Origin of the sequence: Psychrobacter okhotskensis, from assembly GCF_965638355.1 — a bacterium.
Classification (GTDB): Bacteria; Pseudomonadota; Gammaproteobacteria; order Pseudomonadales; family Moraxellaceae; genus Psychrobacter; species Psychrobacter okhotskensis.
This window is the reverse complement of sequence record NZ_OZ281822.1, coordinates 2,456,412-2,479,878: the sequence shown is the minus strand read 5'-3', so window position 1 is coordinate 2,479,878 and position 23,467 is coordinate 2,456,412. Positions and strand designations below refer to the sequence as shown.

The following is a 23,467-nucleotide window of genomic DNA, read 5'->3' as shown; positions in this document are numbered from 1 at the left end:
CTGCCTTACCAAGATTTATCTAATTTATGATAGTTATCTTGGGTATTTTATTTGGTTATAATATATAAAAAACAATGTCTTATGATGGCTAGTTTGCGTTATAATTAGCTGATTATAGGAACCCCTAGACAAAAAAATAGTAATATTATGCAGTTATAGACGATAAATATTTATGACAGCACTAAAAATACCAATATTTATAGTGGTATTTATTCTAAGGCAAAGAGAAATACATATGAATTTGCAGCGGGTTGATTTGAATTTATTGGTACATTTAGATGTGTTGTTGCGAGAAAAAAATGTGACACGTGCAGCTGAACAGCTTGGCATTACCCAACCGGCGATGAGTAATATTCTAAGGCGCTTACGTAAGCTGTTTAATGACCCACTATTAGTACGCTCATCAGAGGGCATGACCCCAACTGAGCGCGCCCTTGAGTTGCAGCCACGTATTCGCGAGATATTGGCTGACCTCACGCAAGTGTTAGAGCCACGTACCGAGTTTCGCCCTTATAGTACCTCACGCGTCTTTCGCATTATGACTTCAGATTATGCCGAGGCGACCTTAGTACCCAAGCTAGTAAAAGCGCTACGTTCCGAAGCGCCCAACGTCATTTTGGATTTCTTGACGCCATCCGATGTCTCCTATCGCGATATGGAGCAGGGACGGGTGGACTTGGCGATCAACCGCTTTAATGAAATACCGCAAAGCTTCCATCAAGTACTCGTATGGCGCGATACGTTTAGTTGCTTGCTGTCGTCAGAAAGCCCCTATGCCAACCGTTTCAATCTAAAAAACTATCTAAAAGCCCAGCATGTTTGGGTGTCCAAGACAGGCATGGGCGTGGGATTTGGGGTCAATCCAGAAAAATCTGGCGGCCTAGGCTCAATTGATCAAGCACTGCAACGTTTGGGTCAAAAACGCCAAATCAGCGTCTTTACGCGTCACTATCAGATGCCGGCGATGCTCGCCGCCAATAAAGATTTGATTGCGACATTGCCGACGCGGGTGGCAAAAATGCAGGCCAATAACGACAGTATAAAAATGGAAGAGCCACCATTTTTTATTCCTGAATTTGAGCTAACGATGGCGTGGTCGCCTTTATTGCAGCATCACCCAGCCCATCGTTGGTTGCGCCAGCTCATTATGCATGTAGCGCGTCAAATCGTTGACGAGGAAGAGAATCCTCCTCAAGATATCCCTATTATCAATCATTTGTTCTAACAAAATGTGAATAACATAAGTATCGCTTAAACAATCGATAAAACCAGCCCATATATCATGTGCTGGTTTTTTATTTGCTTGATTTATTATCAAAGATTTCATAAATATATAGTCAGTGAAAAGTTATATCAATATCAGCAATACCGTCACGTTTTTGGGATATTTTGACTATAAGCAGTTATATATTAGGGCGTGTTGAACATTCACAAATAGTCTCTGTCAGTGCCATGATCGAATGTTCAACACGCCCTAAATAGTTTTGATAAATATGCTAATAATCTGCCAAATATGTATTTAACAACGAATGAGTCACACTCTTAACATCTTACGCACACTTCTTTATATCTTGTAAAACTTCAAAGCAAATGATTTGTTATGATAGCTCTACATTAAGAAAAAAGACAACTAGAGTATCCATTGTTAAGACAGGCGACACGATCGAAGCTTTTTAAAGTTTTGATTAAGTGCAACTCTAAATTAGCATTAGCTAACTAGCATTAACTAAGAACAACAAATAAATAAGGGCAACAATCATGGCAGATATTACTACTGTAAACCCAACAACAGGCGAAGATATTAAAGATTACGACTATATGAGTAATGATGAGGTCAACAACATCGTTGAAGCCTCACATCAAGCGTTTCTAGAATGGCGTAAAACCAGTCATGAAGAGCGCGCGAAGGTTATTAACTCTATTGGCGAAACCCTGATGAAGTATAAAGAAGAGCTGTCTCGTCTTATGACTGAGGAGCGTGGTAAACTTTATAGTCAGAGTCTACAAGAAGTTGATCTGTGTAAAGCCATTTGTGATTACACTGCAGAAAAAGGTGTGGCCGCGCTTGCTGACGATGAACGTGACATCGAAGGTCTCAAAAAAGGTATTGTCACTTATCAGCCCATTGGTGTCATTTATGGTATGCAGCCTTGGAATTTTCCAGCGTATCAAGTGTTCCGCTATACCATAGCCAATTTGATGGCAGGTAACAGCATTCTGCTCAAGCACGCAGCAAACGTGACTGGTTCTGGCTTATTAATTGAAAAAATATTCCATGAGTCTGACTTACCGAACGACTTGTTCCGTACCATTTTAATTGATCATGATCAGTCAGAGAAATTAATTGGTAATGATAAAGTACGCGGTGTGACGCTCACTGGTAGTGATGGTGCAGGTAGTATCGTCGGTCAGCAAGCAGCCAAAGCAATCAAAAAAGCAGTTCTAGAGCTGGGTTCAAATGACGCATTTATCGTTTTAGAAGATGCTGATCTTGAGCTTGCAGTACAAACTTGTACGCTAGCGCGTCTGATAAATAATGGCGAAACTTGTGTGGCTGCAAAGCGCTTTATCGTTGTTGATAGCCTGTATGACGAGTTCCGTGAGCGTATCGTTGAAGAGTTTGCAAGTAAAAAAGCCGGCGATCCAATGGATGACAGCTCAGATCTTGGACCACTAGCGCGTAAAGACTTGCAAGAAAAGTTGCATGAACAAGTAGAAGAGAGTGTAAGTAAGGGCGCTACTATATCTGTCGGTGGTAAATTACCAGAAGGTAAGGGCAGCTTCTACCCAGCGACTATTTTGGAAAATGTCGAAAAAGGTCAGCCAGCTTATGACGATGAGCTATTTGGTCCAGTAGCATCGCTAATCCGCGCCAAAGATCAAGATGATGCCTTACGTATCGCTAATGACAGCCGCTATGGTTTAGGTGGCGCTATCTTCTCTAAAGATGAAGACAAAGCGATTCGTTTAGCTAATGAAGAGTTTGATACCGGTATGGTTTATATCAATGGTTATGGCCTCGCAAATCCAGCACTACCTTTTGGTGGCGTGAAAAACTCAGGTCATGGTCGCGAGCATGGTGGTTTTGGTATTAAAGAGTTTGTAAACATCAAAGGTGTCCACGTGCATAACAGCTAAGAGCACGTACAGATTTTGAAGCTAAAACGCTTTAAATATTAGATACTGAAAAGCCCAGTCATTCATTAATTGAGTGACTGGGCTTTTTTATGATTGATAGTTTTAAATGATTACTAATTTTCTTTACTACTTGTTACTGCTTTAACTGTCTAAATACAGCTTTAAAGGTAATGTGGGCAATATAGAAAAAGTCCCTTTGTCCTGACTGTTCAGGTTGATGACACCTTTAGCTAATAATAAAATTGTCCAAGGTAGCAGTTGATGTTCAAGCTTTTGGACGCGCGCTTGTAGGCTATCGGCAGTATCTTTTTGGTTAATCTCTAAAAAAGCTTGGGTCAAAACAGCGCCCGCATCGAGCTCAGCGGTGACGACATGGATGCTGCAACCATGATGACGTTCGCCTGCTTGTATGGCACGTTGATGGGTATCAAGGCCTTTATAAACAGGTAGCAGGGAAGGGTGCAGATTAATCATCGGTGGAGGTATATTGTCGATGAAACCTGCGCTAAGTACCCGCATAAAGCCAGCCAACACGATTAGGTCAGGTTGCCATGCCGTTAGTTGGGCGCTGGCATGAGTCTCAAAAGTTTTGATAGCCATGCGTTTGCCACTATCAGTATGTGATAGCACGGCGACAGGTATGTTAGCTTGCTCGGCACGCTTGATAGCGTAGGCGTCTTCACGATTACTAATGACGCCGACGATCTCAATTGGTAGTGTACCTGCTTGCATGGCATCTATTAATACTTGTAGATTGCTACCACTACCTGATACTAAAACGGCAATGCGTAATGGTTTATTGTTGCTAGTTTTGATAGGACTGTCTGACATTAACGGTACACCACGGCATCCGCCTGATCATCAGTGCTGCGCTTGATCATTTCGCCTAGTTGCCACGCTTTTTCGCCAGCATCGTTCAAGGTTTGAATAGCAGCATCTGCTTTATCTTTTGGTACGACAATGACAAAGCCGACGCCGCAGTTAAAGGTACGGTACATCTCACTTTGCTCGATATTACCCTGGGTTTGCAACCAAGTGAACAGCTCTGAGAACTGCCAGCTATTGGTATCGATGCTAGCGGCTAGAGTTTCAGGCAGTACGCGTGGTAAGTTGTCCGTTAAGCCGCCACCGGTGATATGTGACATGGCATGTAAAGCTGAGCTACCAAGAGTATCTTGCAAGGCTTTAATGGCTTTTACGTAGATACGCGTCGGTGCCATTAGCGCGTCTTGGATAGATTGACCATCTAATTGCTCATCACTGCTAGTGACATCAATCCCGCTGACTTCGATGACTTTACGCACTAATGAGTAGCCGTTAGAATGCGCGCCACTTGAGGCAAGGGCAATTAAAACATCGCCCTCTGCGACATTTTCGCCAGTGATGACTTCCGCTTCTTCAACCACGCCGACACAAAACCCTGCCAAGTCGTAATCATCGTTTTGATACATGCCTGGCATCTCAGCAGTTTCGCCACCTATAAGCGCGCAATTGGCCAACTTACAACCATCACCAATCCCGCTGACAACAGTAGCAGCCACATCCACATCGAGCTTACCCGTTGCATAGTAATCTAAAAAGAACAAAGGCTCAGCACCGCATACCAATAGGTCGTTGACACACATCGCTACCAAGTCGATGCCGATCGTCTCATGACGATTGAGCTGTAGCGCGAGTTTGAGCTTAGTACCGACACCATCTGTACCAGAAACCAATAGCGGCGAGGTGTAACCTGTCGGAATACGGCATAACGCGCCAAAACCACCCAGTCCACCCACGACTTCAGGACGCGTCGTGGCTTTTGCTACGGACTTGATTCGTTGCACCAATGCATCGCCTGCATCGATATCAACGCCGGCATCTTTGTAGCTTAACGAAGGCTTGTCACTCATAGTCATCTCACAGTTGGGGGCTATATAATTGGAATTAACCGATAAATTATTTATTGACATTAATAATAGCAGTCAATGTTACAAAGTTTGAAGTTAGTGGGCGCATTATACCTAATAATAGACCTCACTCGCAAAGCAACTTGCCAATATTCGGCCAAGATTAGAAATAAGCGATAAATAAAAAGTTAAGAAACAAAAAATGACTGCTTTTTTTGTCGACTCTGCGATAATAAAACACTTAGAATCAAAGCACTTAGAATTTGTAGACGTACCGATAACGATACAGTGAGTTTGTAGCAATAAAACTGCAATCTCAACGATAAGTTATCGCGATTAGCTTACTTTTAGGATGGCCCTTAATGACCAAACAATCGATAGACCCTTTTTTCCGGCGCTTATTTATCGTCGCCGTGCTCATCATTGCTGTTGTTTTGCTTTATTTAATGATGCCGGTCATTTTGCCGTTCATCTTTGCTTTTGTACTCGCTTATTTGTTCAATCCATTGGTCAAACGTCTCTCAAAGTATATCAAGCGCTGGATAGCTATTATTATTGTTTATGCTACCATTACCTTGGGGATGGTATTGCTGCTCTGGTGGCTGATACCGACATTGCTGCATCAGCTACAAGCGGCTTGGGAATATCTGCCCAAGGTTTTGAATTGGTATAATCAGGTAGTTCGCGGATGGTTTGTTGCGAATGCCAATATCCGCTTGCCCATACTAGAAACCAAAGGATTCTCTGAAACCTTGGTTGAATATCTGCAAACACATTATAAGTTCTCTGATGCCAGCTCGATGATGAGTCAGGTGCTTGCTTCAAGCATGAGCTTTATCAATAATGCAGGATTGATTGTCTTAGTACCGATTTTGACTTTTTACTTTTTGTTCAATTGGGACAAACGCATACAGATGTGGAAGACAGCGATTCCAGGGCCGTACTGCGAAAAAGTTATTGGTATTGCCCAAGAGTGTGATCAGGCATTGATGGCGTTTATCAAAGGTCAGCTGTTGGTGATGGTGTTGTTGGGTGCCATTTATGCCGTACAACTTCAGCTCATTGGCCTTGAGCTGGGTCTTATTATCGGCATGGTTGCGGGTATTGCTAGCTTCGTGCCTTATCTGGGCTTCGGTATTGGCTTCATCGCTGCTATTATTGCGTGTTTGTTCCAGTTTGGCTTAGATTGGACGTATTTATCCTTAATCGTTGGCGCATTTTTAATCGGTCAAGCGGCAGAAGGCTACATCCTACAGCCTTTATTGTTGGGCGATAAGATCGGATTGTCACCTTTATGGGTTATATTTTCGGTACTAGCAGGCGCAAGTCTATTGGGTTTTGTCGGTATGCTTATCGCGCTACCAGTGTCCGCCGTCCTCAACGTATTGTTCCGCCACTTATATGCTTATTATCTCTCCACGGACTTTTATAAAGGTCGTAAACAGTTGGTGTTATTTAAAAAATAATAGGTGTAACGTCATTGAAAATTGATAAAATAGCTAGATAATAAGGGTGTCATTTAGGCTTAATAATTAATGACTGACAAAGCTTAGTAAGTAAAAGACTTGTCAGTCATTTTGCAAATATGTTATATATAGGCGCAGTAGTAACGCTAACAGCTGTTACTGTGAGCGTTTTGATACACGTCGTTAATTTTGATAAATATCATGTTTGACTGAGTGTAATCAAAACCTCAAGCTCGTTTATTTTATTAAGCCTACTTAAACTGAGCCTGTTTTAAAAGTTACCACGCCTTTTCCTTTTCTATCTATTGCGCTACGCAAACCGAGTTGATGATTCATGGCAGAAGCACAGCTAAGTCTCAATCTGGACATTAAGCATGATGCGAGTCTCAGTGACTTTGCCGGTCCCGGTTGGATGTCGATTATTGATGCAGTGCGGCAGCTACATGTCGGCCTGATTGGTCAGCTGTACCTGTTTGGCAGCCCTGCAACTGGTAAGTCCCATCTACTATCCGCTATCTGTGAGTCATTCATTGAGATGGACAAGTCAGCGATTTGTTTGTCACTCAATGAATTGATCCATACCGATGTCAATGTGCTGTCTTCTCTTGAGAACTTCTCGCTTATCGCCATCGATGACTTAGAAGTGCTTGAGCAAAGTAGTCAATGGCAAGAAGCCTTATTCCATCTCATTAATCGTAGCCGTGAAGGGCAGCGCCAGTTATTATTTGCTGCCAATAAGCCTGCGGGCGAGTTACCATTTCAATTGAGGGATTTGCTCACTCGTCTGGCACAAGCGCCTACCTTTAAAGTACCGAATGGTCACGATCTTGCTGACCGTCAAGCCTTGCTGCAGTCTATCTTACGTCGCCGTGGTTGGCAGTTTGATGAGCGTATTATTGATTATCTTCTGACCGAAGGGCCACATCGTATCGGTGCTATGATGGAGGTGCTCAATTATATTCAGCCAATGTTCTCAAACCTTGGGCGTAGCAATATCTCTAAAGCGGTCATCAGTGATGCTTTGCGTACGATTGATGAGCAAACACTGGCAGCTGAGCTTGCGGATATTGCACAAGAGACACAAGTGGATAATGAGGCAGCCAGTCAGGATCAACATACGATGCCACTCGATTTTTAATACTGAATTTTAAATATTAGAAACACCATTTGTTTCTATCCAAAATGTCGCTGTTATCAATGCATTTACTATCAATGGGACCATTTATGAAAACCAATACTTCTTCGCTAAAAAAACTGACCATCAGCACCTTACTTATCAGTGCCGGATCGGTATCTATGCTCTCAAATGCCGCGGTTACTTTACTCGTTGATGACTATATCAAAGTGACTGCTATCAATGGTCAAGAAGTTCAACAGAGTCCTTTTCAGGCGTTGACTAAACAATTCACCTTGCAGCCGGGTCAGCATGCGATTACTGCTAAGTATGACCGCTTGTATAATCTGCCGCGTGACGAGCATGATTATTTGCGTTCAGGCAATGTGAGTGTGACAGCCGAACTGGCAGACAACCAGACATACCGCTTGACCATGCCTAATCAACCAGAAAAGTATGAGGCAGCCAAAGATTATGTCAAACAGCCAACCCTTGCGATACAGCAAGACGATGCCATTATTGCCAGTCAACAGGGCGTTGCAAATGGTAATGATGGCTTGTTTGCTGGATTGGGTAAAGCGATAGGCGGCGTATTTGGTGGTGGCGGTGATGCAGAATTACAGAACCAACGCGCAATCGCAGCTCTCAATCAGCCAACGGCGAGTACTCAGAATAATACAGGTAGTATGTCTTCAAATACCTATACCGTGGCGCCAGTAGGGACGAGCAATCAAAGCACCAATACCCTTGATAGCTTCATGCAGTTATGGCTACAAGCAACGCCAGCTGAACGCGAAAAAATTCGCCAGTGGGTACAACAGTAGATTTTACCCCTATAAATATGTGAAGACATAACCCAAACTTCACCCACAAAAAAGCACCCATAGCGGGTGCTTTTTTATGACATATAATTTTACTTATAACCGACTTCTAAGGCTGGTCGCTCTTAAAGTCAGCTACCTTTAAGTATTAACTATTTTGCTAAAAAAGCATTATACATCCAAATTAGCTTTTCTTGCTGCTGCACATAGCCGTCGACTAAATCGGCAGTACCTTGGTCTTCCGCTTCTACCGCCAGCGCTGATACTTGACGCTGCTCTGAGATAAGCGCTTGTAGGCCAGTAACTACGCCTTTTACACAAGTATTGCCATCTTTGACGTTTTTATCTTCCTGAATACTTGTATGTTTCGTAAAGTCGCTATACGCATGGAGTGGTGTACCACCTAAGGTTAAAATACGTTCAGCGATTTCGTCAATCTCGACTTGTAGGCTGGTATACAGCTCTTCAAACTGTGGGTGCAAAGTAAAGAAGTGCTCACCTTTGACGTTCCAATGATAGCCACGAACGTTAATATAGAACATGTGATAGCTTGATAGTAAGCTATTAAGTTTAGTGATGACACCGCTCATGTCTGATTGTTCTAAACCGATTTGGTTGGTCGCATTATTAGTGTTACTCATAATATTATCCTTATAGTGTGAGTGTTAATGTAAGAAACTGGTTATAACAGACTAAGAGTATAGCAAGCCCTATGATGCACTACTATGCTTGCTCTTGTGTTGAATTATAGAACGCTATTTTAATTCATAAAGATCTATTTATTAAGTCCGTCATAATCTTGCTGTCGATGTTCATTATAATAGCAAAGCAGCGTCTATAAGTTAAGTTCAATAATTATAAGTCTATGATTGGTTTTTTAAAATTATAAGCTTATGAGTTCAAAAGCTTATAAGTTCAAAAAATGGACTATTACCCTTTATGCAGGGGGTTGTAAGCTTTCAGGATTTAAACCTTTAACTGGAACCACTTCTTGTAGGTGTTGACGTACCGTATCGATGGGAAATTTCTGTGCTTGTAGACGTTTAGGAACAATTTGGCTGCCTTGTTGACCTTTCATCTCAAACATCATAAAGATATAGTCGTCAGTCTCATCCCAGCTTTTGACCGCTGTCCATGGAATAACCGCTTGTTGGGTCGCTCCTGCACGCATTTGCATGCCACGCATTTGCGAGTTTTTCATCATATCAGGTTGATTGGTTGGCATCGCCATGACCAAGCCATGTTTTTGTACACCCAACTTCATCTGGCGCATCTCATCTGGCATCTCTTGATCAGCCACTTGTTTTTCAAACTCTCTTTTGACGTACCATTTAAAACCTAAGGTACGCACCAACAGATAAACCACGACCGAAACCAACATGACCCAAAAAATAATTGTGGAATAGCCAGTGACAAAGATTAACCCTGCAATGGCCAGTATCACGACTACCGCCATAATGACCCATTCTTTGGTCTTCAAACTTGAAAGACCAAACGAAGGGCTGGCACTGGCAAACAGTTCATACTGTGCTTGATGAAATTCCGCCTCGGTCAGGTTTAAGGCAACAGGTTGGAGCGTATAGGGGTACAGGGCCATAAAGGTTTCTCAAATACTTGTAGTAAAAGCGTTGGGTTTAAATCGCCAAAGTGAAGCTGCGATGCGGTACTTGGCTAGAAGTGTCATAAAGCTATGCGCTTATCTTACCGAAAAGTGCTCCTAAATGAAACATATAAGCCGCTCTGTTCATTGATAGACGTCATATTAATGGCATTAATAGAGATTGGGGCTGATTGTGGAAGCTAACCTTAAGTTTTTCATAGCAAGATAGTGGTATAACGTGCAACATTGATAGACGTCATATTAATGGCATTAATAGAGATTGGGGCTGATTGTGGAAGCTAACCTTAAGTTTTTCATAGCAAGATAGTGGTATAACGTGCAACATTCAAACACGGCGTCACACTAAAAACTTTGCTATAACACAGGACAGTCACAGGTACGAAAATAGCCGAAAAGTAGTCAAAATAGCGTCTAAATAGGGGCAAAACATGGTCAAATCTGCTGGGTCTTGGTATTATAGCGACTACCTATTTTCTCATGACAAACAAGCTGTCATAACATAAGTTATAAAGTGATAGGCTGCCCACTATAAAATCACTACAGCGTCAACTTCGCTAAACATAGTACTGTATAGCTTGTACTCGGTTTTCTTGTATTGATATTATTTTGGATTGACGATAGGTTAGGTTGTAAAATGAGCTTGGCTCATTATTGTTTTGATAATATTTTCTTAAAATTCCTTATTCACTCTCAGCGTTACAGGCAACTATTATGATTGATCCAAAACTCTTACGCGGCGATTTAAGCGATTTACAACAGCAGTTGGCTGCTCGTGGCTATACGCTTTATATGGAGTTCTGGCAAACCATTGAAAACGAGCGTAAATCGCTACAAGTCAAAACCGAAGAGTTGCAATCGCGCCGTAACGCTGGTGCTAAGCAAGTAGGGGCGCTAAAAAAATCGGGCGAAGATGCCAGTGAGCTGTTGGCTGAGATGCAAAGCGTCAGCGGTGAGATTAAGACGGCAGAAGACGAGCTGCGTACTCTGCAAGAGCGTATCAATCAAGCTGCCTTGCAGATTCCTAATATTCCAGCAGCAGATGTGCCAGTGGGTACGTCAGAAGATGATAATGTCGAAGTACGCAAATGGGGTACGCCGCGTGAGTTTGATTTCGACATCAAAGACCATACTCATATCGGTGAGACGCTCGGTATGCTCGACTTTGAAGCCGCAGCGAAGCTTACCGGTAGTCGTTTTAATGTATTAAAAGGTCAGCTTGCGCAGATGCATCGCGCTTTGATTCAGTTTATGCTCAATACCCACACCATCAAGTACGGCTATACTGAAACGTATGTGCCTTATATTGTCAATTCTGAAAGCCTAAAAGGTACGGGTCAGTTGCCAAAATTTGAAGATGATTTGTTTAAATTGACCAATCATACGAATAATGATGATATGGATTTTTATCTGATTCCGACGGCTGAAGTACCAATGACCAATTTGGTACGCGGTGAGCGTTTAGATATCAAAGAGCTCCCATTAAAATTCACCGCCCATACGCCTTGTTTCCGTAGTGAAGCCGGCTCGCACGGCCGTGATACCCGTGGTCTGATTCGTCAGCATCAGTTTGAAAAAGTCGAGATGGTTAATATCGCTAGCGCTGAGCAATCTGATGAATTGCTTGAAGCAATGACAGGTCAAGCTGAATATATTTTACAGCAGCTCAATCTGCCATATCGTACAGTCAAATTATGTACGGGTGATATGGGTTTTGCCGCGCAAAAAACCTACGATATTGAGGTATGGCTACCAAGCCAAGACACCTATCGCGAGATCTCTAGCTGCTCAAATTGTGGCGACTTCCAAGCCCGTCGTATGGGTACGCGTGTCAAAGACGGTAAGCAAACCAGTTTGGCGCATACGCTAAATGGTTCAGGTTTGGCCGTTGGTCGTACTTTATTGGCAGTGATGGAAAATCATCAAAACGCCGATGGTAGTATCACCATTCCAGAAGTGTTGCGTCCGTTTATGGGCGGTGCTGAGACGATCTCCGTTTAGTAAATATTTTGCCCATATAAATGGCGGTTGATAATGCAAACTCGCCATTTATTATTTTTAGCCTATTATTAGGGTCTGTTTAACAAAACCGATATAAGTTATGAGTTAAATACAAACGATTTTATGATGCCGTTTTTGGCTTGGCTCATGGCAAATATGTTAATATTGCACCTTAATTAAATACCTTATTCTTAAGAGCGTTTATTGCGCTCCTACTGTTGCTCAATATATCTTCTTCTTATCCTCCATACTTCTTATTTGAATATTAGGACACGCTATGCCCACCCCAATTAACGAACGCAAACTTGCCAATGCCATCCGTGTACTGTCGTTTGATGCGGTGCAAAAAGCCAATTCAGGACACCCCGGTGCACCCATGGGTATGGCTGATATTGCTGAAGTTCTGTGGCGTAAGTTTTTAAAGCATAATCCTGCCGATCCGCAATGGCACAACCGTGATCGCTTTATACTGTCAAACGGTCATGGCTCGATGCTTATTTATTCATTGCTACATTTATCAGGTTACGATGTGAGCGTTGATGACCTAAAAGGTTTCCGTCAGCTGCATTCAAAAACCCCAGGGCATCCTGAACTTGGCTATACGCCTGGTGTAGAAACGACGACTGGTCCACTAGGACAAGGTATTGCTAATGCCGTTGGTTTTGCAATCGCAGAAAAAACTCTAGCCGCACAGTTCAACCGCGACGGTCATAACGTCGTCGATCATCATACCTATGCGTTCTTGGGCGATGGTTGCTTGATGGAAGGTATCAGTCATGAAGTCTGCTCACTAGCTGGCACGTTGGCGCTTGGTAAATTGGTATTCTTCTATGATGATAACGGCATCTCAATCGACGGTAACGTCGAAGGCTGGTTCACTGATGATACCGAAGCGCGTTTTGAGTCTTACGGCTGGCAAGTTATCAAAGTCGATGGTCATGATACTGATGCAATCACGCAAGCAACTGAGCAAGCGATTGCAGAGACTACTAAGCCAAGTCTAATTATTTGTAAAACGACTATCGGTGCTGGTAGCCCGAACAAACAAGGTCTAGCCGCCAGTCATGGTGCACCACTTGGTGATGATGAAATTGCCTTGACTCGTGATGCGCTGTCTTGGAAACATGCCCCATTTGAATTAGATGACGAAATCTATGAAGCGTGGGATGCTAAAGCAAAAGGTGATGTCCAGCAAAAGAACTGGGATGCAGACTTTGAAGCGTATAAAAAAGCCTACCCAGAGCTTGCAGCAGAACTATCACGCCGTTTAAATGGCGAATTGCCTGCTGACTTTAACAGCCAAGCGCAAGCTTATATTCAGCAAACGCAAGAAGAAGGTGGTGATGTTGCTAGTCGTAAAGCCAGTCAAAACGCCATCAATACCTTGCAGCCATTATTGCCAGAACTATTGGGCGGTTCAGCGGATCTAGCTGGCTCAAACCTGACGCTATTCAAAGGTGCTAAAGGCATCGAAAAAGATGCTGACGGTAACTATATCTATTACGGTGTACGCGAATTCGGTATGACTGCGATTGCCAACGGTATTGCATTGCATGGCGGCTTTATTCCTTACGTCGCGACGTTCCTGATGTTTATGGAATACGCACGTAACGCAGTACGCATGGGCGCATTGATGAAGCAGCGCGTTATCCATGTCTATACGCATGACTCTATCGGTCTGGGTGAAGATGGCCCGACGCATCAGCCAGTTGAGCAATTGACTAGCTTACGTACTACGCCAAATCTACGTACATGGCGTCCGTGTGATGCGACTGAATCTGCAAGCGCTTGGGTAGAAGCAATCAAGTCTGAAAACAACCCATCAGCATTGATCTTTAGCCGTCAGAGTTTGCCACATCAAGCACGTGATAGCGAGCAAGTCGCGAGCATCACCAAAGGTGGTTATGTACTTGCGAAAGAGCAAAGCGAGCTACAAGCAATCATCATCGCCACTGGTTCAGAAGTTGGCCTAGCGATGGAAGCGTATGAAGCGTTGAGCGCAAATGGTGTTGGCGTCCGTGTGGTATCTATGCCATGTGCTGAAGTCTTCGTTGAGCAAGATGCCAGCTATCGTGAAGCGGTATTGCCTGCCACTATCCGCGCCCGCGTCGCAGTAGAAGCGGCGCACGTAGACTACTGGTATAAGTTCGTTGGTCTAGATGGCAAAGTCATCGGTATGACGACTTATGGCGAATCTGCTCCTGCTAGCGATTTATATAAAGAGTTTGGTATCACGACTGATGCTGTGGTTGAAGCGGTAAATAGTTTGGTGTAATAAACCTAACTTAGTTAGTGTTTAAAAAAGAGCCACTAGAGAAATCTGGTGGCTTTTGTATAGAAGCTATTGCTTAATAAATTCATTAAACTGTATCAGCATATTCTTCAAATTTATATTTATTTCTTCAATATCTTTCTTTGAGTAATCGTTAGTAAAATGGACGATTCGATTACGACTATCCTTTAAACTAACCAATTTATAAAATAATGATGAATCAATAGCCTCACTATTGTGTAAAAACTTAAGAAGTATATAGAAAGGGGTGTTCTTTTTTATTTCATTATCTGTATATTTGCTATCGACCCAGCCTCTAATATTACTTTCAAGTTTGTTCCAAGATATCATAAACTCTCCGAGCTCTGAGCTAATGCTACCTATCACTTGTTCTTCAATATTATCTTTTTCATTTTCTTCAATATGTAAGTTGGACAGACTAACGATAGCTTGTTCAATTATAGGTTTTATTTTATTAATTAAGTCTACTAACTTTATATAATCATTTATTGTGAAAGTTTTATTATGAGCGACATCACATCTCAACTCATATAGTTTTTGCCAGTCATTGCTAAGTTCCTTTTCATTAATGTCAATACTATTAGAGAAATGTTTGGACCAATTAGACTCAGGTATCAACTTATCTAGACTCTCAATATCTTCAATAGTTAAATTATTTTTAGTTTTGAGAGACTTCAATGTACTGATCAGCTTATTTTTATTTGAAATATACTCTTCACTAAATAAAAAATTCTTTAATTGAATAAAGTCGGTATTATGAAAATATGTAAAATCCTTCTTTAAATTATTATCTTTTGTTTTAATTGAGCTAGCAACATCATCTGGTACATCGGTTTTATACCAGTTTACTCCAACATTTATAAGCATGAACTTAGTTAGTAATTTCCGCATTAAATTTTCTATTTCATAAATCAAGGGATAGGCTTTAGAAGCATAGTACATACTTAGTCCATCAAACAAGATTTGTGGAGAATTAGTGATAATAGAAAACCTTTTTCTTATTGCTCTAAGTAATTTAGTTAATTTTTCTATGTCTTCGATGGATTCTGTAGTGATGATAAGATGAAAGCAAGCATCTTCAGTATTTGAAATTTTATTAAAATCTAGTTGGTATTTAACACTAAAACTATTTTCGTAAGTTATACTGCCGTTATTTAATACTATATCAGAGTCGGTTTGCATAAAGTGCTCAAAGGATTTTACGCTAGAACACAGGCTTTCTTTCTTATCGTTAAATATCAGATACTCCACTGTAATCACTTAACACTTCCTTATAAATTTTTTAATGTGGTTGATAGCTTATTATAATCAATATTTAACTTACTATGAATTTAAAAGACGCTTCCTATGTCCCTAAAATCCAGCTTCAAAGGTTTCCTAGGTGAGGCCGTCATCAATGTTGCCATGTGGCTAAAGCTTGAAAAAGACGTCTACCACCGTTTAAACGGTATTACCTTGCCAAGAGCCAATGGTGGCAGTACCCAAATCGATCATATCATCGTCTCCGTATACGGCATATTCGTCATTGAAACCAAAAACTATAAAGGCTGGATATATGGTAGCGAGAACCAAAGACAGTGGACACAAGTTTTCCAAAATGGAAGTAAGTTTAAATTTCAGAACCCATTGCGCCAAAACTACTTGCACATTAAGACGCTCGCAGATTTATTGGGCTTGGAGCTGAGCTATTTTCATTCGATGATTGCTTTCATCGGTGAGTGTGAGCTAAAAACCCGCGATGAGTTGCCCGAGTATGTATTGACGAGTGGTATGGTCTCGTATGTGAAGAAAAAACAAGAAAAAATACTCACTGAAGATGAGGTTGCATCTATCGTTGAGCAGATTAATAGCAATAGATTTAGCAAGTCTTGGCGTACCAATAGAGAGCACAAAGCCTATCTAAAAGACAAGCATAGCAATCCAAGCCAAAATACAAATAAGCAGCCTAGCGGTAACGCTATTGATAAACCAGTTGCTAAAGTGGCTAATGAGTCTATACCAGAGCCGATAGTAAAAGAGACCGCTAAACGAGCTATTCTAAAAAGTAGAGAAGTGCATCGATGGTCTGGTCAGACTGAAATTGAATCTAGCGATTTACCAATTGATAGTATGGACAATCAGCAGGCAGTCACTCAGCATACAATTACATCGCACGATATTGCTGATAAGGTTTTTCTTACGCCGTTTGAAGTTATGGAGCCTGAGTTATCGGGCAATGATTTTAAAACGGCTGAATGTGAGATTATCACGTCTAATAGCATCGATCTTAAAGCTGTTGAGCAAATCAATCATACAGCTATTACAGAGCAAGTACCTGCCTGTCCAAGATGTCAGGCAGCAATGGTCAAACGTGTTGCAAAAAAAGGCCAGCACCAAGGGAAAGACTTTTTTGGTTGTAGTCAATTTCCTAAATGTTGGGGCGTGGTGAATATTGATTAGCTATTTCATGATAAAAGCGACATCAAAATCATGGGTTGGCACAAAATTACTCTCTTTAATCTCAAACGTCGTTGGTCCAATCTTTTTGACTTTACTCTTACCTTTCCAGCAGAACGAGACCAGCTCGTTAGGGTCGCGTTCGACAGTCAGTTTGAAATTGGCAATAGGTTTGGCCCAATTTGCTCCCGTATTCAAGATATAGCTTAAGGCATGATAGGGACGGCCATTCTTGTTAAAGGATCTCTGAGTTGAAGCATCTACGCAAAAATTGCCATATTGTCCACTGTCTAAATCTACAGAGCCACCCACTAACGGTTTATATGTGTGTTTGACCTTGGTAATCGTATTGGCTTTGAAGGTTTGCTTCCAACTATAAATCACTTGTGAATCCCAAAGGATATCAAGGTCTTCTCTATTATCGAGAAACTTATCGAGTGCCTTGCTCTTACAATCTAAAAGCCGTTGATTGACATCGTCAGTATCAAATCGATAGGTCCAAGGTGACATCATTTCAGCATCACTAATACCGCATGCCTTGAAAATATTGGTGGTATCAATAGGGGTTTCTGCATAGTTTCGATCACGGTTTCTGGTGATGATCGGGTACATAAAAGTGCGGACATGCTGATCAGGCGTGATAGGTTTGCCATTGGCCCAAATCTTAAAGTTATTATAAGTGGCACTGGTATCAGCGTAATCTGAGTCTGTAAAGCTAGGCACCGCTGGCATAGGAAAAAGAACCGTCTCGGTAATGTCTTTATTACTGAGATTTTTGAACTCATAATTAACGCGCACTTCCTCTTTTGAGATGTATAAGTCTTCACTATGCATGCTGATGTTCTTATTTTTAAGATATTCAACACCGCCTGTGCCGACATAGCCAGTAGAGTCGTTCGCTTGAGCAGCCGTCATCGCTATGAGCACAGCGTAAGCTAACGTACCGCTAAACATCAGATGTCGCTTATCCATATATTTCTTCTAAACGTAAACAAGCGACCAATCGACCGTCCCATTCGCGCAGTTGCGGCTCTATTTCACTGCATTGTGGTTTGGCATAAGGACAGCGCTTGTGCAGGGCGCAGCCACTTGGCGGATTAAGCGGACTTGGCAGCTCACCATGTAGGGTTAAATCATTTTTATGACCACTCACAGTTGGTGCTGCGGCCAATAAAGCAATGGTATAAGGGTGCTTTGGGGCATTATAAATCGCTTCCTTAGGCCCGTGTTCGACGGCCTGACCTAAGTACATCACCATCACATCATCGGCGACATGGCGTACTACTGATAAGTTGTGCGAGATAAAAACGTACGCAGTATGATATTCGTCTTGCAAATCCATAAATAGATTCAATACTTGTGCTTGAATCGACACATCGAGCGCTGAGGTTGGCTCATCAGCGACGACAATTTTAGGATTAAGCATCATCGCGCGGGCGAGGGCGATACGTTGGCGTTGTCCACCTGAAAACATATGTGGATAACGGCCCGCATGTTCGGGACGTAGACCGACATGCCTCATCATCTCGTTTATTTTGTCGCGCTTTTCTTCTTTAGATAGCTTGGTATGAATATCTAAAGGCTCAGTCAATTGATAACCAATCGTATGACGCGGGTTTAGGCTGCCATAAGGGTTTTGGAATACCATCTGGATTTCGGTACGCAACTCTTTTAATGCTTTTCTACTATAACCGGTCGTTGCTTCATCGTTGATAAATAACTCGCCGTCAGTGGGCTCTTCAATGAGGGTCAACTGGCGGGCAAGCGTTGATTTACCACAGCCTGACTCACCAACGACCGCCAGCGTCTTGCCCGCTTCAAGCTCAAACGAGACACCATTTAGGGCTTTAACATAAGCTTTAGGCTTGCCCAATCCTTGTGATACTGGGTAATGCTTGTGTAGGTTGTCTGCTTTTAAGACCACTTTATGACTCATGCTGTGACTCCAAAGTAGCAGGGTGAGGGGTGGAGGTGCGAGTAGGTAAATTAGGCAATTCAGAGTGAATACAGCGCACTTTGCCATTGGGCGTATCTAAAATGGGCGGCGGTACTTCACAAGCGGGCTCTTTATAGGGACAGCGGGGAGACAATAAGCAACCGCTTGGGCGATCATATTGGCTGGGTACCACACCCGGCAAACTATTGAGCCTGTCTTGCCCAATAGCCAGCTCAGGGATGGCTTGCAGTAAAGCTTCGGTATAAGGGTGGGCAGGATGTTGAAAAATCTCCGGCACTGTGCTGGTTTCGACCACTTGTCCGGCATACATAACGGCGACATCGCGTGAGTTTTGCGCGACCAAACCCAAGTCATGGGTAATTAATACCATTGCCATTTGCTTTTCGCGTTGTAAGCGCCCGAGCAAATCCATAATTTGTGCTTGCACCGTGACATCAAGAGCCGTGGTTGGCTCATCGGCGATAAGCAGTTTTGGCTCGCAAGCAATCGCCATCGCAATCATGACCCGCTGACTCATACCGCCCGATAATTGATGCGGATAAACCTTAAGTCGATTTTTGGCATCCGGCATCTCAACCAGTTCGAGCAGCTCTAAGATACGCGTCTGTACCGCTGCACCGCGCAGTCCAAGATGCTTACGCAGTACTTCACCCAGTTGCATCTCAATGGTAAAGCTCGGATTTAGACAAGACATGGCATTTTGAAAAATCATGGAAATATCTTTACCAATGATGCCGCGCTTTTCTTTGGCTGACATACTCAGCATGTCTTTATTATCAAACATCACCCGCTTGGCACGAACTGTCGCAGAGGGCGGCAGAAGTCCCATGAGTGCCATCATAGTGACCGACTTACCCGAGCCTGATTCACCGACGACGGCGATGACTTCGCTTTGGGTGATTTTTAATGATACATCATCGACGGCGCGAAAAGCACGCGCGCCTTGACCAAAAGTGACCGAAAGATTTTCAATATCTAACAACAGTGGCGCTTCTTTTATTAACGAGCCATTCATAGAAGTATTGGTAAGCGCTGTTTTATCTAAGGTATCAGTCATCTTAGGTCACCTGCTTTAATTTGGGATCTAGCGCATCGCGTAAGCCATCACCCGTCAGGTTAATCGACAAGGCAGCTAAGAAGATGGCGACACCCGGCCAAATAGCGAGCCAAACATTACTTTGAATATATTGCCGCGCTGTACCGAGCATTGCGCCCCATTCGGCATCTGGTGGTTGCACGCCAAAGCCTAAGAAACCAATTGCGCCTGCTTCTAAAATAGCAGAGGAAAAAATCATTGTCGCTTGGACGATAAGCGGTGCCATACAGTTAGGTAAAATAGTTATAAATAATAAGCGCAGCACGCCAGCCCCCATGACTTGCGAGGCAACAAAGTACTCACGTTGTAGCTCTACCATGGCGGTAGCGCGTGTCAGACGGATAAAAGGTGGGGTACAAACCAAGGCAATGGTAATAATGGTGTTGGTCATAGACGGCCCTAAGATAGCCGCAATAATAATCGCCAATAGTAAGCTTGGATAAGACATCAAAATATCATTGACTAGCATCACCGCCTTGCCCCAAACCTTTGGCCAAAACGCGGCGCTAAGCCCTAGCGAGACGCCGACCAACATAGCAAGGGTCGTCGCACTTAGACCGATAAACAACGAGTAACGTGCGCCATACATCACCCGAGATAAGGTATCTCGACCGGCATCATCAGTCCCAAGCCAAAACATCGTATCGCCGCCACTTAAAAACGCTGGCGGCAATTGCTCTTGACCGGTAAATAATTCATAAGGGTCATGCGGTGCAAGGGCGGGCGCAAGTATGGCGATAATCACCATCAAGGCCAGTACTATAAAACCAAGTACCGCGCCTTTATTGCGGCAAAATGTCGATAAAAATAACTGCCAAGACGACGGCGGTGTCGCTGCCATCAGCTTAAGATCAGAGGGAAGAACAGAAGGCTTCATGAGCATTTCCTACAGTGGCTAGTGCTTTGCTAATATTTAAAGTTTTAGAGTTTTAGCCTTAATAAGTATTAAGCATTTGCTAAAAAATCACTCAAAACCATGCAAACACCAATAGCCACTATTTATAATATGAGTATTTATCAATGTTAAATTAAGAAGTATGTCTGATGCGCGGATTGATCAGACCATACAAAATATCAATAAATAAGCTAACCAAAATCAAGGCGGTGGCGACCAATAAGATACCGTTTTGCACAATAGGATAATCACGGGTAAAGAAGCCATCGAGTAGCCAATTACCAACACCCGGCCAACTAAAGATAGTCTCAGTAATAATGGCGCCAGCGAGCAAGGTTGCCATCTGTAAGCCAATTACCGTCACCACAGTAATCAAGGCATTGCGCATCACGTGTACCAATATCACGCGGCGCGGCGATAAGCCTTTAGCGCGTGCGGTACGTACATAATCTTCATCTAGTACCTCCAGCATCGCCGAGCGCGTCATACGTGCAATCATCGCGAGTGGTATGGTCGATAAGGCAATAGACGGTAAGATAAAATGTTTTACCACGTCCCAAAATGCGCCCGGTTCACCTGAAGTCAAGGAACCCAATAGCCATGAACCATATAAAGGTTTGACGTCCAAAAACTGCGCGACAGATATGACACCGGCGACGGGTAATAGGCCTAGATAGTGGGCGAATATACCGGTTAGGATAGGTCCCAATAAATAAATAGGCATAGAATAGCCAGCCAGCGCCCCTGACATTAAGGTGTAATCAATCCAAGTACCACGGCGCAGCGCGGCAAAGATACCTAAGCTGACCCCAATGACACTGGCAATAACAATGGCGCATACCGCCAGCTCTAAGGTTGGCACAAAATGGGCAAAGAAGTCTTGTAATACTGGAGTACGGGTACGAAAGGACTGACCAAAATCACCGGTTAAGATACCGGTTAAATAGTCCCAGTATTGAACGATGAGGGGTTTGTCTAATCCTAGTCTTTCTAAGGCACGAGCATGGAGCTCTGGATCGACCATACGCTCACCCATCATAATCTCGACGGCGTCTCCGGGGACGAGCCGAATCAGGGTAAATGTCGATAGCGTTAAGCCAAGATAGACAGGAATGAGAATGGCAATGCGACGCAAAATATAAAGTAGCATGGGCTGCTCAATAGTTGTGGTTCAATAGTTATGGTTTAATAACTCTAAGTTGATGACTAGAATGTTGATAATGATGAGAGTGTTGGTGACAGCATGCTTAACAAAGCGGTTGCTTAACAAAGCGGTTGCTTAACAGAGTGCTTAATTTATATAAATAAGGCTGGAGCAGAGTATCTGACCCAGCCGAATACCAATTAAACAGTCGTGTATGTCATACCGGACTTCATCAGTTAAGATTATTCAACTTTTACACCATCGAAGCGTATTGAGCCAAGTGGACTAATTTTATAATCGACGACGTTTGGTGCGGTGAATACCGTTACCACCGAATGCGCCATCGTCGTCCATGGCAGTTGCTCTTTAAATATCTGCTGAGCTTTTACATAGTCATTGACGCGATCATCTTGATTGGTAATCTGACGGGCATTAGTCACCAAAGTGTCAAAGTCTTTATTACACCAGCGCGAGTAGTTATTGCCACCGACCGCATCACAAGATAACAATGTACCAAGCCAGTTATCAGGGTCACCATTATCACCTGTCCAGCCTGCTAAAATAACATCGTGCTCGCCTTTAGCGGCGCGATTTAGATACTCGCCCCACTCGTAAGTGACCAGCTTGGCATTAACACCAATCTTCGCCCAATCTGCTTGTAGCATTTCCGCCATGAGTTTGGCATTTGGATTGTAAGGGCGCTGAACGGGCATATACCAGAGATTGATGGCAAGCTTATCTGCACCTGCTTCTTTCATAAGGGACTTGGCTTTTTCGACGTCATAAGGCGCGTCTTTGATCGATTTATCATAACCCCATTGTGTTGGTGGCATAGGGTTGGTGGCTTTAAGCCCTTCGCTTTGATAAACGGCGTTAATAATAGCGTCTTTGTTGATGGCCATATCTAATGCTTGACGAACTTTAAGGTCGCTAAGCTTTGGTTTTTCAACGTTGTAGCCGACATAACCGACGTTAAAGCCGGGTTGATCAAGGACGGTGGCCTTACCGGATTTTTTAACAGAGTCAATCTCGGCAGGTTTTGGATAAGCGGACACATGACATTCGCCAGCTTGCACTTTTTGCGCGCGAACCGCCGAGTCTTTGGTGATGACAAACACTAGATTGTCGATATGAATATCGTCTTTGTTCCAATAATCTGGATTTTTGGTATAACGAATTTGCGCATCTTTTTGATAGGAAGTAAAGACGAAAGGTCCGGTACCAACAGGTTTGGTATTAATGTCAGCCGCATTACCAGCAGCCATTAACTTGTCTGCATATTCAGCAGAATCGATGTAAGCAAAGGCCATCGCTAGGTTTTGTAAAAACGGCGCGTTGGTCTCGCTGAGAGTGATTTTCACGGTATTGTCATCGACCTTTTCGATAGTAGAGATCAGATCAGGCAGCCCCATGCCGACAGAATACGGGAACTCAGCAGGATAGGCTTTATTAAATTCAAAATCAGGATTGGTGATACGTTCTAGCGTAAAGACCACGTCGTCCGCGTTAAAATCGCGGGTTGGGGTAAAGTAATCGGTTTTACCGAATTTGACGCCTTTGCGCAGATTAAAGGTATAAGTCTTGCCATCTTCACTAATA

At 43.0% G+C, this 23,467-nt stretch carries 19 protein-coding genes; 8 read left to right on the top strand and 11 right to left on the bottom strand.

All coding sequences use genetic code 11. The features are described 5' to 3' along the window. Nucleotides 1–235 precede the first annotated feature (235 nt). The gene (locus ACSUPM_RS10255; RefSeq protein ID WP_025651364.1) at nucleotides 236–1,225 is read left to right on the top strand and encodes a LysR family transcriptional regulator; all 990 of its coding nucleotides are present in this window, start codon (nucleotides 236–238) and stop codon (nucleotides 1,223–1,225) included. A gap of 533 nt (nucleotides 1,226–1,758) precedes the next feature. Beyond that, on the top strand, nucleotides 1,759–3,138 hold the full coding sequence (locus tag ACSUPM_RS10250) for an NAD-dependent succinate-semialdehyde dehydrogenase (protein ID WP_436879908.1): 1,380 nt from the start codon (nucleotides 1,759–1,761) through the stop codon (nucleotides 3,136–3,138). A 141-nt stretch (nucleotides 3,139–3,279) separates the two neighbouring features. On the opposite strand, the gene purN is transcribed toward ACSUPM_RS10250, so the two are convergent. Continuing rightward, a complete protein-coding gene (gene purN, locus ACSUPM_RS10245; protein ID WP_201583356.1) occupies nucleotides 3,280–3,969 on the bottom strand; it encodes a phosphoribosylglycinamide formyltransferase in 690 nt (229 codons plus the stop codon). Then, nucleotides 3,969–5,030 (bottom strand): phosphoribosylformylglycinamidine cyclo-ligase, encoded by a 1,062-nt coding sequence (purM, locus tag ACSUPM_RS10240; RefSeq protein ID WP_025651367.1) that lies wholly within the window; start codon nucleotides 5,028–5,030, stop codon nucleotides 3,969–3,971. Before purM ends, purN begins: the two co-directional genes overlap by 1 nt. Before the next feature lie 359 nt (nucleotides 5,031–5,389). On the opposite strand from purM, the gene ACSUPM_RS10235 reads away from it, so the two are divergent. The 3 genes from ACSUPM_RS10235 to ACSUPM_RS10225 all read left to right on the top strand — a co-directional run bounded on the left by ACSUPM_RS10235 (nucleotide 5,390) and on the right by ACSUPM_RS10225 (nucleotide 8,431). Next, nucleotides 5,390–6,493, top strand: coding sequence for an AI-2E family transporter (locus ACSUPM_RS10235; RefSeq protein ID WP_025651368.1), 1,104 nt, complete (start codon nucleotides 5,390–5,392; stop codon nucleotides 6,491–6,493). 334 nt (nucleotides 6,494–6,827) lie between these two features. Then, a complete protein-coding gene (gene hda / locus ACSUPM_RS10230; RefSeq protein WP_025651369.1) occupies nucleotides 6,828–7,631 on the top strand; it encodes a DnaA regulatory inactivator Hda in 804 nt (267 codons plus the stop codon). Nucleotides 7,632–7,717: 86 nt separating this feature from the next. Further along, nucleotides 7,718–8,431 carry a DUF2057 family protein gene (locus ACSUPM_RS10225; RefSeq protein ID WP_025651370.1) on the top strand — a complete coding sequence of 238 codons (714 nt, stop codon included), beginning with the start codon at nucleotides 7,718–7,720 and terminating at the stop codon, nucleotides 8,429–8,431. Nucleotides 8,432–8,580: 149 nt separating this feature from the next. Here ACSUPM_RS10225 and ACSUPM_RS10220 read toward each other — a convergent pair whose 3' ends face one another. After that, nucleotides 8,581–9,069 carry a Dps family protein gene (locus tag ACSUPM_RS10220; protein WP_025651371.1) on the bottom strand — a complete coding sequence of 163 codons (489 nt, stop codon included), beginning with the start codon at nucleotides 9,067–9,069 and terminating at the stop codon, nucleotides 8,581–8,583. A 296-nt stretch (nucleotides 9,070–9,365) separates the two neighbouring features. Beyond that, a complete protein-coding gene (locus ACSUPM_RS10215) occupies nucleotides 9,366–10,025 on the bottom strand; it encodes a YcxB family protein (protein ID WP_025651372.1) in 660 nt (219 codons plus the stop codon). A gap of 735 nt (nucleotides 10,026–10,760) precedes the next feature. Between ACSUPM_RS10215 and serS the strand changes: the two genes are divergently transcribed. Together serS and tkt are read left to right on the top strand one after the other, a co-directional pair. Further along, nucleotides 10,761–12,047: a serine--tRNA ligase gene (gene serS, locus ACSUPM_RS10210; RefSeq protein ID WP_201576326.1), complete on the top strand. Its 1,287-nt coding sequence runs from the start codon at nucleotides 10,761–10,763 to the stop codon at nucleotides 12,045–12,047. Nucleotides 12,048–12,324: 277 nt separating this feature from the next. Continuing rightward, entirely contained in the window at nucleotides 12,325–14,322 is a 1,998-nt protein-coding gene (gene tkt / locus ACSUPM_RS10205; RefSeq protein WP_201576323.1) for a transketolase, read from the top strand. A gap of 66 nt (nucleotides 14,323–14,388) precedes the next feature. Here the strand turns inward: tkt and ACSUPM_RS10200 are convergent, their stop codons facing one another. Continuing rightward, on the bottom strand, nucleotides 14,389–15,522 hold the full coding sequence (locus ACSUPM_RS10200; protein ID WP_201576320.1) for a HEPN domain-containing protein: 1,134 nt from the start codon (nucleotides 15,520–15,522) through the stop codon (nucleotides 14,389–14,391). A gap of 165 nt (nucleotides 15,523–15,687) precedes the next feature. Here ACSUPM_RS10200 and ACSUPM_RS10195 point away from each other — a divergent pair, with 165 nt between their 5' ends. Then, complete coding sequence (locus tag ACSUPM_RS10195; RefSeq protein WP_201583354.1) at nucleotides 15,688–16,779, top strand: nuclease-related domain-containing protein; 1,092 nt, start codon at nucleotides 15,688–15,690, stop codon at nucleotides 16,777–16,779. On the opposite strand, the gene ACSUPM_RS10190 is transcribed toward ACSUPM_RS10195, so the two are convergent. The 6 genes from ACSUPM_RS10190 to ACSUPM_RS10165 all read right to left on the bottom strand — a co-directional run bounded on the left by ACSUPM_RS10190 (nucleotide 16,780) and on the right by ACSUPM_RS10165 (nucleotide 23,466). Then, nucleotides 16,780–17,748, bottom strand: coding sequence for a DUF4424 family protein (locus ACSUPM_RS10190; protein ID WP_227693021.1), 969 nt, complete (start codon nucleotides 17,746–17,748; stop codon nucleotides 16,780–16,782). Next, the gene (locus ACSUPM_RS10185; protein ID WP_025652678.1) at nucleotides 17,741–18,712 is read right to left on the bottom strand and encodes a peptide ABC transporter ATP-binding protein; all 972 of its coding nucleotides are present in this window, start codon (nucleotides 18,710–18,712) and stop codon (nucleotides 17,741–17,743) included. The genes ACSUPM_RS10190 and ACSUPM_RS10185 overlap by 8 nt, the downstream gene beginning before the upstream one ends. Then, the gene (locus tag ACSUPM_RS10180; protein ID WP_265088701.1) at nucleotides 18,702–19,790 is read right to left on the bottom strand and encodes an ABC transporter ATP-binding protein; all 1,089 of its coding nucleotides are present in this window, start codon (nucleotides 19,788–19,790) and stop codon (nucleotides 18,702–18,704) included. The genes ACSUPM_RS10185 and ACSUPM_RS10180 overlap by 11 nt, the downstream gene beginning before the upstream one ends. 1 nt (nucleotide 19,791) lies before the next feature. Beyond that, nucleotides 19,792–20,706: an ABC transporter permease gene (locus tag ACSUPM_RS10175; RefSeq protein ID WP_025650615.1), complete on the bottom strand. Its 915-nt coding sequence runs from the start codon at nucleotides 20,704–20,706 to the stop codon at nucleotides 19,792–19,794. 151 nt (nucleotides 20,707–20,857) lie between these two features. Beyond that, nucleotides 20,858–21,874, bottom strand: a complete 1,017-nt coding sequence (locus ACSUPM_RS10170) for an ABC transporter permease (RefSeq protein WP_173239922.1) — start codon at nucleotides 21,872–21,874, stop codon at nucleotides 20,858–20,860. A 236-nt stretch (nucleotides 21,875–22,110) separates the two neighbouring features. Then, nucleotides 22,111–23,466 (bottom strand): ABC transporter substrate-binding protein, encoded by a 1,356-nt coding sequence (locus ACSUPM_RS10165; RefSeq protein ID WP_264673004.1) that lies wholly within the window; start codon nucleotides 23,464–23,466, stop codon nucleotides 22,111–22,113. Nucleotide 23,467 lies beyond the last annotated feature (1 nt).